An 11,986-nucleotide genomic window follows, 5' to 3' on the forward strand; every position below is an offset into this window, starting at 1 on the left:
CAGGCAAGCTTTCCCGAATCTTCCGATTTCTGGGCACCGTAATGGGGCCCGATGGAGCCTGCCGCATATCAGCGCGAAGGTGTTGGTCTCCGGGCTTCGGCGTGTTGCTCGAGCCACAGGACGTCGCGGCCGAAGGAGATGACGAGTGCGGCGAGGGCGATCGCCGCACTCATGATGCCGATCCACGGGTTCTCCACCGCCAGAGGTGACCCCGCGGTGAGCAGGAGGATTCCCTGGCTTGCCGCAATCGTCTTGCGCAGGACCGACGGCGGCAGCTGCCGTCTCCAGTCGGGGCGGATGAGGGTGGCCCCGCGGAAGAGGTAGTAGAAGGTGCCCGGCAGAAGCACCCACCATCCCCAGACCGGGATGAGAGCGACGGAGAGGACGAGAACGACGAGCGCATCGACGGATTCGTCGAAGTCGGCCCCCGCCGAGGTGGTCCTGGTTCGCCGTGCCACGTACCCGTCGCAGGCGTCGAGGATGAGTGCCAGCGCACCGACGGTCACGGCCGGCCACGAGAAGCCGACATTGCCGAGGACGAGGGCGGCGAAGACCATGATGAGTCCGAGGCGAAGGGTCGTGATGTCGTCGGCCGGCTGCCACTTCTCGGCGCGGAACAGACTCCGTCCAGCGCCGAGGACTGCGAGGGCGGCCATGATGAGAATCGTCGACCACTGGGGATGGACAGCCAGGGCGAGAACTATCGCGGCGCCGAGTACGCTCAGCGGTGCGAAGAGACGGAGCCCAGGCGTCGGTGGTGGACGGCGGGAAGTGCTCATGCCTCCGTTGTATCAGACAGCGACCTGCCTGCAGGACAGTCATTGTCCGCTGTGGGATCGTCCGGGCGGGCTGCCGGGCGACATTCTGCTGCGACGGAGGTGCCTCTGCTTCGTGGTCAACGATCGCCCAGGTCCCTGCCCAGCTGCTCCATGACGTTCTGGGTCTCACGGGTCAGGAGGTCGAGAGCGAAGCGGATCGTCCGCCGGTCCTGGGCTCCCGCCCGAGTGACCGCGGCGATGTGACGGGTCGGGGCGTGTTCGCCGGTCAGCGGAATGCGCCGCACCGGGTGCAGATCTTGTGAACGCGAGAGGCGGGAGGCGACGCAGACTCCGAACCCGTCGTGGACCAGGGCGGTGCCGGTGTTCCAATCATTGGCGTAGTGGCCGATCCGAGGAGTGAAGCCGGCGCTGGCGCAGTTGGCGATGACCAGCTGGTGGTACGTGGTTCCCGGACGGCCGAGGATCCACGTCTCCTCCCTGGCGTCGGCAATGGAGACCGAGGAGCGGTCGGCCAGGTGATGGTCGAGGGGGACCATGAGGTCGAGCGGGTCGTCGATGAGGAACTGCTGGGCGAAGCGATCATCGGAGCCTGCAGGCGTATCCGTGGTCACGGCGACAATGCCCAGGTCGACGTCGCCGGCCAGCAGCAGGTCGTAGCATTCGCTGGGTTCGGCCTCTATCGTCTGCGTGGCCAGATGCGGGAACTCCTCATTGAGCGCCCGCATCGTCTGCGGCAGCAGAATGCTTGCAGCGGTGGAGAACGCACTGAGGGTGATCGAGCCGGTGACGGTCGTCGAATAGGCGTCGAGATCGGCCAGCGCCCGCTCCCACTCGGCGGACATGACGTCGACATGGCTCAGCAGCGAATGCGCGGCGGGAGTGAGTCGGATATTGCGCCCGCGCTGCTCGAGAAGGACGACACCGAGTTCTGTGGCCAGCTGTTTGACCTGATGGGAGACCGTGGACGGCGAATAGTGCAGAGCCTCAGCGGCAGCGGTGACCGTGCCGTGTCGCTCAATCATGCTCAGCATTGTGAGTCGGTTATCAATCATGCGGTTCCATCGAACGATAGCGTTTGTGATCTTACGATAGACAACAATACTTCAAGAATTGCATCATGAAGTCATCAGGCCATGGCCACCCAGCCGACAGCGCCGATCTGAACAGAAGGAGGTTTCTGCTTGCCCGAGTACGCACGCATCAGAGGATCGAGGCGCCAGCTGTGGATCGGGGCCGCCGTGCTGTTCACACTCGCGGCCGCCGCCAACCTCGCCAGCCCCTTGTACCCGCTCTTCCAGCAGTCCTACTCGATGTCGGATTCGACGATGACGGCGCTGTACGCGACCTACGTCATCAGCTGCCTGCCCTCACTGCTGCTGTTCGGATCCGCTGCGGACGTTTTCGGACGCAAGCCCGTGCTCCTGGCTTCCATCGTCTGCGTCGGTGTCGGCACCGCACTGTTCGTCGTCGGCTCAATCGGGGTCAGCGGACTCTTCGCTGGTCGCGTGTTCACCGGAATCGGCCTGGGACTGGGCACCGGTGCCGGCATCGCACTCATGGTCGAAGCTTCACCGGCTTCACGCCCGTGGCTCGGTTCGACGGTGGCCACGATGTCCTTCGTCCTCGGCACCGGCGCCGGTCCGATCATCGCCGGCGCGGTGGCCGAGGCGACCTCCGGCGATGGAATCTCCGCCGGTGCGCTGACGGCTCCATTCTGGGTCATGATCGGACTCCTCATCATCACCGCCGCGCTCGTGGCGACCCTGCGCCTGCACAAGCCCATCACCCGGCAGCGCTGGCGTCCGACGTGGCCATCGGTGCCCGGTCCGATGCGCTCGAGCTTCAACATCGCCGCCGTCACCGGGTTGCTCGGGTGGGCCGCGCTCGGACTCTTCCTCGCACTGCTTCCCTCGATGACAGGATCGGTGCTGCCGGAACCGAGCACACTGACTTCGGGACTCATCGTCGGATCCGTCCTCGTCATCTCCGCTGCCAGTCAACTCGTGGCACCGAGGCTGCAGCCGCGGGCCGCACAGACCATCGGCCTGACGCTCATGGGACTCGGTGCTGCCCTGCTGCTCAGCTCCAACCTGCCCAGTTTGGGCGCCGCGACCGCACTCGTCCTCATGGCCGCTGCCGCCGTCGCCACAGGTGCCGGCCACGGCCTCAGCTATTGGGGAGCGAACCGGGAGACCGACCTGCTCACGCCGTCCCGTCAGCGAGCAGGCATCACCGCCGCCCTCTACCTCGCGTTCTACGCCGGGGCGGGGCTGCCGGCCATCGTCGTCGGTGCGATCGCCATCGGCACCTCGCTCATCGACGCGATCATGATCTTCACCCTGGTCCTCCTCCTAGCCGTCATCGTCTTCATCCCGGTGCCCAGCCTCGCGCTGACGACCATTCGCAGGTCCCGCGCCGAGGCAGCCGCGGCTCTCGACTCGCGAGCCGAGGAGAATGCGGCGCTCGACACGACCGCGACTCGGTCCGCCTGGGAAACTCCCAACCGGTTCGCAGCGAGTCAGGACTACCATTCGTACTGACGAATACTGACCCCTGACAGAGGACCCCAGCGTGACACTGACATCCGAACTGACCACGCAGCTCACCGCTTGGCGACGGGACTTCCATCGGTTCGCGGAGACGGGGTGGACGGAATTCAGGACCACCTCGGCGATCATCACCGTCCTTCGTGACCTGGGGTGGGACACGGTGTATGGCCCCGAACTCCACGACCCCGACGCCCGATTGGGTGTTCCCAGCGCCGAGGTGCTCGCAGTCGAACGCGAGCGTGCCGTTGCGCAGGGAGCCGACCCCGAGCTGGTGGCGGCGATGGGGGACGGGTTCACCGGAGTCCTGGGAGTGTTGGAGACCGGCCGTCCCGGCCCCGTCGTGTGCTTCCGTTTCGACATCGACTCGAACGACCTGATCGAACTTGCCGATGACAGCCACCGCCCGTTCGCCGAAGGCTTCGCCTCGGTCAACGACGGAGCCATGCACGGCTGCGGCCACGACGGTCACGCCGCCATCGGACTGGGCCTGGCCACCTCGCTGACGAGGGCGCAAGATGAGCTGACCGGGACCGTGAAGATCATCTTCCAACCCGCCGAGGAGGGTGTGCGCGGCGCTCATTCGATCGTGGCCGCCGGCTGGTTCGACGACGTGGACCTGTTCGTCGCGACCCACCTGAAATCCGACGATGAGAAGGGCAACGTGCTCACCGGCTCCGATGGGTACCTGGCGAGCACGAAACTCGACGCGACCTTCTCGGGTGTCGGAGCCCATGCCGGGGGAGACCCGGAGAGGGGCAAGAACGCGCTGCTTGCGGCCGCCTCGGCGACGTTGAACCTGCACGCGATACCCCGGCATTCGGCAGGGGCCAGCCGCATCAATGTCGGCACCTTCCATGCTGGTGAGGGGCGCAATGTCGTGCCCAGGGCAGCCTCGCTGCGGTTGGAGACACGTGGTGAGACGAGTTCGATCAATTCCTATGTGGAAGATCGAGCTCGGGACGTCATCGCCGGTGCCGCCCGGATGTATGACATCGATGCTTCTGTCACGGTCGTCGGCAAGGCGGACCAGGAGTCGCCGAGCCCGAAGCTCTTACCGTATATCCGTACGTGCTTCGAAGGAGTCGACGGAGTCGCCGAGATCCATGACTCCGGTGGGCTGGGCGGATCCGAGGACGCCACCGCGATGATGAAGCGGGTCAAGGAGCGCGGCGGCCTGGCCACCTACGTCCAGATCGGCATGGACACCTCCTGGGGCCATCACACCGAACGCTTCGACGTCGACGAGGACATGCTCGCCGTCGGCGTGGTGGCCGAGGCGAAGATTGCGCTGGGGGCGGGGGCGTTCCTGGCCGGGGAGGGTGACGAAAACCGTGTCCGATAAACTCATGTGAATGTCGAGAATTACGTGCCCTGACCTGAGTTCGAGAGTCGTCACCGCGGACAAAGCGGCTGTTCACATCGGTCACGGCGACCGCGTCGCCATGAGCGGGTTCACCGGTTCGGGGTATCCGAAGTCGGTGCCCGGGGCGATTGCCGAGCAGGCTCGTCGAGAGCACGATGAAGGTCGCGATTTCGGCATCGAACTGTGGACCGGTGCCTCGACCGCACCAGAACTCGACGGAGTGCTCGCCGAGGCGGGAGCCGTGAGCAAGCGGCTGCCCTTCCAGTCGGACCCGGCAATGCGGAAATCGATCAACGCTGGCGACACCGAATACGTCGACACACACCTCAGCCATTCGGCCCAGCAGGCCTGGTTCGGCTTCTACGGCAACCTCGATGTCGCCGTCGTCGAAGTCGCTGCGATCCTGCCCAACGGTCTGCTGGTTCCCGGCAGTTCGGTCGGCAACTCGAAGACCTGGCTCGACTTGGCCGACAAGGTCATTCTCGAGGTCAACTCCTGGCACCCACGTTCCTATGAAGGCTTCCACGACGTCTACTACGGCACCCGTCGCCCACCCGAGCGTCTGCCCATCCAGCTGCTGGAACCGATGCAGCGCATCGGCGACCCCTACCTGCGCGTGGACCCGTCGAAGGTCGTCGCCGTCGTGGAGACGAACGCCCCCGACCGGAACCTGCCGTTCAAGGCCGCCGACGAGGATTCGAAGGCGATTGCCTCCCACCTCGTGGACTTCCTGCGCCACGAGATCACAGCCCACAGGCTTCCACCCGAACTGCTGCCGCTGCAGTCGGGCGTCGGCAATGTCGCCAACGCCGTCATGGGCAATCTGGCCGACAGCGAGTTCGAAGGCCTGACCGCTTATACGGAGGTCATCCAGGATGGGATGCTCGACCTCATCGACAACGGGAAACTCGCCTCCGTCTCGGCCACAGCATTCTCACTCTCGGCCGAGCGGGCAGCGGACTTCAACGAGAACATCGAGTCCTACAAGGGGCGCATCCTCCTGCGCACGCAGGAGATGTCGAACCATCCGGAAGCCATCCGCCGCCTCGGCGTCATTGCGATCAACGGAATGGTCGAGGCCGACATCTACGGCAATGTGAACTCCACCCACGTCATGGGCTCGTCCATCATCAACGGCATCGGCGGATCCGGCGACTTCGCCCGCAACGCCTACCTCAACTTCTTCGTGTCGAACTCGGTGGCCAAGGACGGTGCGATCTCGTCGATCGTGCCCTTCGCCAGCCACATCGACCACACCGAGCATGACACTCAGATCCTCGTCACCGAGCAGGGACTGGCCGATCTGCGTGGACTCTCTCCGGTGGCCCGAGCCCGCAAGATCATCGCCAACTGCGCGCACCCGGACTACAGGGACCGCCTCGGCGACTATCTGGATCGGGCGATCGCTGAGAACCCGAACGGGCGGCACACCCCGCACCTGCTGGGCGAGGCCCTGTCCTGGCATGGGAACTTCCAGGCCAACGGGAGTATGTGACGTCTGCCTGTGAGATTGCCTGATTCAGGGTGCCGAACTATTCGGCGATGCCGCGCCAGCTATTCGTCGATGCCGCACCATTCGGCGATGAAGAGCGCCATGGATTTCGTGCACCTGCGCACTGATTCGATGCTCACGCGCTCGTCGAATCCGTGGATGTTCTCCGAGACGGGGCCGTAGACGAGTGTCGGTATCTGGCCGTAGTTGATGAAGACTCGACCGTCGAGATAGCCGGGAGTGGTGAAGCTGGTGAGATCTCTGCCGAAGGCATTCCGGTGAGTGCGTTCGAGCAGCTCTTCGGCATCGCTGCCGGGCCCGAGGACGTAGCCGTCGGCGTAGAACCCGTTGGGAGTCAGAACAGTTTCAAAGGTCGGGCGTGAACTCGTTCCGGCATCGGACACGCACTTTTCGACCTCGGCCCAGGCATCATCGGCGTTCGTTCCGGGGTAGGTGGCCACGCGGACCTGGAGTTCGCACCAGGCAGGCACGCTCGAGGGCCAGTCGCCGCCGCGGATCTCCCCGAAGTTGAAGTTGATGGGGTGGTCGAGGTCCTCGAAATACGGATGATCGGCCTTGCAGTCATTCCAGGTCTGTTCGAGCACGCGCAGAGCCTGCATCACATCGAACGCGGCATCGATGGCGTTGAAGCCATTGGCCATCTCTCGTGGGTGAGTGGGGTTGCCGGTGACCCGGACCGTGAACCAGAGGACCCCCACATTGGCTCTGACCAGGGCATCTTCCTCGGGTTCGGAGATGATGACCGCGTCTGCGGTGTATCCGCGCAGCAGAGCGGCCAGGGATCCGTTTCCGGTGCATTCCTCCTCGACGACGGACTGGAGGTGGATGCGACCAGTGAGGTTGAAGCCGGCTTCACGGATGGCATCGAAGGCGAACAGGTTCGCGACGAGACCTGCCTTCATATCTCCGGCACCGCGGCCATACATCCACCCATCGGCCACCTCGGCGTCCCACGGAGAACGAGACCATTTCTCCTCTGGTCCCTGCGGTACTACATCGATGTGGCCGTTGAGGATCAGGGACTTCCCGACATCCCGGGTGGGCTGGTAGGTGCCGACGACATTGGTCATCCCCGCATAGTCGACGGTGGAGGGGCCGAAGCCTGGATGCGCCCTCAGCTCGGGGGAGTCGATGGCCCACCGATCGATGTTGAGGCCAAGCCTGTGCAAATGGGACTCGATGAGATTCTGTGCGGGTTCCTCATGTTCACGTCTGGACGGCGAGTTCACCAGCTCGGCGGTCGCCGCCAGTTGTTCGTCGAATTGGGCGTCGACTGCCGCGAGGATCCGTTGTTGTGCGTCGTTGGTGATCATCGGCTCTCCTTCGAGCGCAGCTCGTTCTGCGCGGTGGGCTCAGCTCCTGTGCTGACCGTCTGCAGCGACTCTAGGGGAGTGCGACCGTGGATGCAGCAGCAGTCTCACATTCTCTGTGTCATGTTGTCAGCATCGTCGGCACTGCGGCGACGACCCATGCGAGTCCGGGACCGATGAGGCACATGAGGCCGGCGTATCCGATCATCTGCTTGTAGTAGCGGTCGCGGATCGTTGAGTGCACATTGGCGAGCAGCATTGCACCGTTGGTCGAGAACGGGCTGATGTCGACGATGGTCGCAGCGATCGCCAATGCGGCGACGAAGCCGCCCACGTGGACATCGCCTGATTCGAGGAACGGCACGGCCAGGGCGATGACGACGCCGATGATCGCCAATGATGACGCCAATGCTGAGATCAGACCCGACATGTAGAAGAGCAACAGGGCAGCCAGCAGGGGAATGCCGATCGCCGAGATCCCGGCGGAAACCCACTCGACGGTGCCTGCTGCTTGGAGGACGGAAATGTAGGTGAGCACCCCGGTGATGAGGATGACGACCGACCAGGACACCTTGGTCATCGCGGCCTTGCCCGCTGCCGGGTTGATGAAGGTGAGCACGATGGCGATCGTGATCGTCACGATCCCGACATCCCAGCTGAAGATCAGCACGGACAGAGCCATGGCGATCAGTCCGATCAGGGTCGGAACCTGGCTTCGCGTCAAGCGGACGGTGTCGGTTTTGACCGCGGAGTTCCCGGTTCCGGGACTCTGGATTTCGGGACTCCCGGAATCGGGACTCTTGGTTTCGGCGGACAGGGCATCGTCCGCCTCGGCGCGCAATCCGGGTCGACGGTGAAGGACGAAGTAGACGACGAGTGCGAAGATCAGGTTGAAGATCAGCGGTGCCAAGAACAACGACAACGGGGTCGGAGTCAGGCCGTTCTTGGCGAGGTAGTCGTTGATGAAGATGCCATAGACGCTGATGGGGGAGAAGGCACCGGCCAAGGCACCGTGGACGACGAGGAGACCGACCATGAACTGGTTGATCCGATGCTTACGCGCGAACGACAACGCCAGCGGAGCGATGATGGCCACGGCGAAGAGCGCGCCCAGTGCGATCAGAATCGCGGTGAGAGCGAAGAAGATCCACGGCATGAGCGAAGTCCGGCCACCGACGAGCCTGACACACCAATGGACGATGACCTCGATGACGCCGTTGTTCTGAGCAAACCCGAACAGATAGGTCAGGCCCACGAGCGCGAGGAACAAGTCGACGGGGAATCCGGCGAGGAATTCCTCCGGAGCCTGGTGGAGGACGAGTCCGCCGACCCCTGCCGCCGCAACGAAGCCCAGCAGGCCCATGTTGATGTCACGCCAGGTGCCGATGACGAACATCAGTCCGAGGACGATCACGCAGATCAGTTCAGCACTCATGGGAGCAGTGTCTCCTTCATCTTCACAATTACGATTGCCGGCGTCTTGCTATGGCGCGCTGCGGTAGTGGCGGGTGTCTGATGCGGCGGTGGATCGCTGCGACCCGGCGCGGTGGCAGCGTGGCCGCAGGCGAAACCGCACGTCACATGCTCTTCAACCTAAACGAAATCTCATTTATTGACCGCGCTATCTCGCAATGTAGGCGGTGGTGGGGTGGCTTCGGCTCAGCTGGGATGGGACCGCAGAAACTTGCTGGCGATCTCGTGTCAGTGCCGTTTGAGAGTATTGAACAACGAACAGAACTTGTGAATGGCAAGACACTTCTACCGGATCGGAAGATTTCTTAAGAATAGGTCTATACAAATAGGATTCGAATACGATAGAATATAAATATCATTTAATTCAGTCAGTGTTCTACTCACTCTTCCCGACGATGACGTACGAGGCAGGTGACACACGATGAAAAGCGCATCCTCAACCACCAACGAGCAACACCGCGAAGAAGGTAAAAAGGCCGACTCCGCTGGCAATGACGCCGGCGAGAATGCTGGTGAAAACGGAACACCCCGTTATAGCGTTCGCTATGAATCCAGTGTCACCAATCTCGGCAGTGCATCTGCAGAGTATGACCAAGCGCAGCTGAAGGTCTACGAGCTCAGTGCCGGAGTCATACTCGAGCAGGTCATCCAGCACTACGGCACAGACGTTCCCGAAGGGGATGACCCCTACACGGTCGCCACGATTGCCAGCTCAGTTGATCGATGCAAAGAATCTTCAGGCACAGAGAAGGGTAAGGGAACCGAATATCTGGTGACTGCGAGCGATCTTGCCTGGAATATTTCACCGTTGGGTGATCGTGACTTCGACCAAAGATGCACGGACCTTGTGGTCGTTTCCGCTACATCGTCTGCGGTCATGGCCTATGACGCCGAGTTCGCGAAGAAGGTGCGTTCGCCAAAGGTCGAAACCGAGCCCGAGACTGTTGAACCTCCAGACTTTCCTGGCTTCGAACCGGACACCGATTTCTCGCGTTGGGTCCACGACCAGGTGTTCACCGAGGACATCGCTGAGATCTCCGCGATCTTCGGAACATCTACTCCGCGCACCTATCGCCGCCTGACTGCGGCGATGACTGCTATTCACGGACTCCCGCGATTCGCTGACCGTGTTCGTGAGGGAGAATTCACGCAGGCGCACGTCGATGCCGCCGCCGACTTGTGTCAAACGGTTGCCATGCGGTTCCTGCCTCGACTGGACGAGTATCTTTCCGTCAGGCGGGCAGACGTGACGAGCGAATATTTCCGAACTGCTCTGCGTAAGAAGATTCAGCTTCTCGAGCCTGCAACAGACCGGGCCGAAACAGCTGCACGTCGGCGCCGAGTTGATATCGACACTTTCAAAGACGGAACCGCATGCTTGTCGTTGACAGGTCCAGCCGCTGAGGTGAATGCGAGCTTCCAGCGCATCCAGGCCATGGCGAGGGCAATTTATGCGGGGAATTCCAATACGTTCAATCTGGCGCCCGGCGTGGAAATCATCGACGAGCGCACCATCAGCAATCTCATGTTCGACATTGCCATCCGCCCTCAGCCGAAGCTCAGTATCAAGGTGAAAAGGATCGACCCGGTGACGGGAATCCAGACCACCTCCGAATCCTCACTTCTCGATGACAACGGGACTCCGCTGTTCGACTTCGACGACCAGGGTGTGGTCGGGCTGACGAAGTGTGCGAAAGGCGCTGAGGCATCACCTGAGGGTGGAACAGCCTTTGCTCCTGGTACACCACAGCAAGACGAAGTCACGGAATATGACATAACGGTCGGCATGCCCACCGACCAGTGGTGGTTGGCGAACCAAGCAGCCGTGGTGGTTACGGTTCCGTATCTGACGTTGAGCGGCGAATCGGAGCTTCCAGGCACACTGACAGACGGTTCTCCGGTGCCAGCAGAAACTGCACGGCGCATCGGCGCTCGTTCGAAGACGATGACGAGAGTCCTGACGGATCCGGCTACAGGTACTCCCGTCGACGCGAAAGCTACGACTTACCGGATTCCCAACGATGTGCGGAAGACGCTCATTGCAAAATGGGCGATCTGCACAGTACCGGGGTGCAGTCGAAGAGCAGAGAAGTCAGAGATCGACCACATCGTTCCCTTCGACCATGATCACCCTGACCGGGGCGGCCTCACTCGATTCACCAATCTGCATCCGCTGTGCAAAAAGCACCATGCGGTGAAGACTGCGCGAAACTACTTGGTGCGAATGCCGAAATCTGGCCTTGTCGAATACGAATTCTCCCATGGTGTGACCGCCGGTGTTACGGCTCCAGACCAACCTGTCGATGCTGCTCAAGCACTTGAGCTCTATGCACTATCGGGGATCAGTCCAAAAAGGTGGCGGCTCCCAACAGAAATGGTTCCTCCGCCACCGAACATTCTTGTGCTCACGCCCGGCGAGACGACGATTCGAAAACGTGACGAGGAAAAGCAGCGCGAACGAGAACGGGCAGACCATCAGCAATGTCTGCAGGAGAACTATGACCTCGCAAAGGCCAAGCGCCGACAACTGATGATCGATCGGATGCAGGATTGGGACAATGCAGTATTCCAGCTCTGCCTGCCGCCCGGGTCGGATCCTGTGACCATGAAGCGACTACCTCGGGGTCGTCGCAGAGGCTATCCGCGTTCCAGAGCGAAGAAGGGGCCCGAAGGTTGGTCTTCGAAGAGCGAGTACATGCGAATGAGCAGAGCGTGGCAAGCCGCACGCGTGCAGTGGGAGCACGACAGCGCAAATGACCCACCACCATTCTGATCCTCGCTTCACTGATCTGAGCCCCAACTGTTTTGTTTGAACCTCGCTTCACTGATCTGAATTTCACTGGATCGGGCTGAACGGTTGGCAGAGGCCAGGGACCACCTCGGTGGTCCCTGGCCTCTGCAGTCTGGTCTAGGCATGCGGACCGTAGAGGGGCAGGTTTGGGACTCTCACGGGACGCATAGCTGTGTTTGCTAATGTCACACTGACGAAGTGTGCCAGG

8 protein-coding genes are annotated in these 11,986 nt (G+C 62.2%); 4 read left to right on the forward strand and 4 right to left on the reverse strand.

The genetic code is table 11. The annotated features are described in order from the left end of the window. Nucleotides 1-68: 68 nt before the first annotated feature. Both CXR25_RS06985 and CXR25_RS06990 read right to left on the reverse strand, forming a co-directional pair. Nucleotides 69-779: a CDP-alcohol phosphatidyltransferase family protein gene (locus CXR25_RS06985; protein WP_009884907.1), complete on the reverse strand. Its 711-nt coding sequence runs from the start codon at nt 777-779 to the stop codon at nt 69-71. A gap of 116 nt (nt 780-895) precedes the next feature. Continuing rightward, nucleotides 896-1,831 carry a LysR family transcriptional regulator gene (locus CXR25_RS06990; RefSeq protein WP_009884906.1) on the reverse strand — a complete coding sequence of 312 codons (936 nt, stop codon included), beginning with the start codon at nt 1,829-1,831 and terminating at the stop codon, nt 896-898. Nucleotides 1,832-1,960: 129 nt separating this feature from the next. Here CXR25_RS06990 and CXR25_RS06995 point away from each other — a divergent pair, with 129 nt between their 5' ends. The 3 genes from CXR25_RS06995 to CXR25_RS07005 are packed head-to-tail and all read left to right on the forward strand — an operon-like array spanning nt 1,961 to nt 6,186. Beyond that, nucleotides 1,961-3,319, forward strand: coding sequence for an MFS transporter (locus tag CXR25_RS06995; RefSeq protein WP_069599859.1), 1,359 nt, complete (start codon nt 1,961-1,963; stop codon nt 3,317-3,319). A 31-nt stretch (nt 3,320-3,350) separates the two neighbouring features. Further along, nucleotides 3,351-4,670, forward strand: a complete 1,320-nt coding sequence (locus CXR25_RS07000) for an amidohydrolase (RefSeq protein WP_009883029.1) — start codon at nt 3,351-3,353, stop codon at nt 4,668-4,670. 10 nt (nt 4,671-4,680) lie between these two features. Next, nucleotides 4,681-6,186 (forward strand): acetyl-CoA hydrolase/transferase family protein, encoded by a 1,506-nt coding sequence (locus tag CXR25_RS07005; protein WP_096158564.1) that lies wholly within the window; start codon nt 4,681-4,683, stop codon nt 6,184-6,186. Between the two features lie 59 nt (nt 6,187-6,245). Here CXR25_RS07005 and CXR25_RS07010 read toward each other — a convergent pair whose 3' ends face one another. After that, entirely contained in the window at nt 6,246-7,517 is a 1,272-nt protein-coding gene (locus CXR25_RS07010; protein WP_009883032.1) for an ArgE/DapE family deacylase, read from the reverse strand. Nucleotides 7,518-7,635: 118 nt separating this feature from the next. Beyond that, nucleotides 7,636-8,949: an SLC13 family permease gene (locus tag CXR25_RS07015; RefSeq protein ID WP_069599861.1), complete on the reverse strand. Its 1,314-nt coding sequence runs from the start codon at nt 8,947-8,949 to the stop codon at nt 7,636-7,638. Between the two features lie 459 nt (nt 8,950-9,408). Between CXR25_RS07015 and CXR25_RS07020 the strand changes: the two genes are divergently transcribed. After that, complete coding sequence (locus tag CXR25_RS07020; RefSeq protein WP_009883034.1) at nt 9,409-11,760, forward strand: HNH endonuclease signature motif containing protein; 2,352 nt, start codon at nt 9,409-9,411, stop codon at nt 11,758-11,760. Nucleotides 11,761-11,986: the final 226 nt, after the last annotated feature.

This window comes from Brevibacterium aurantiacum, assembly GCF_003932995.1.
In the GTDB taxonomy this organism is placed as follows: domain Bacteria; phylum Actinomycetota; class Actinomycetes; order Actinomycetales; family Brevibacteriaceae; genus Brevibacterium; species Brevibacterium aurantiacum.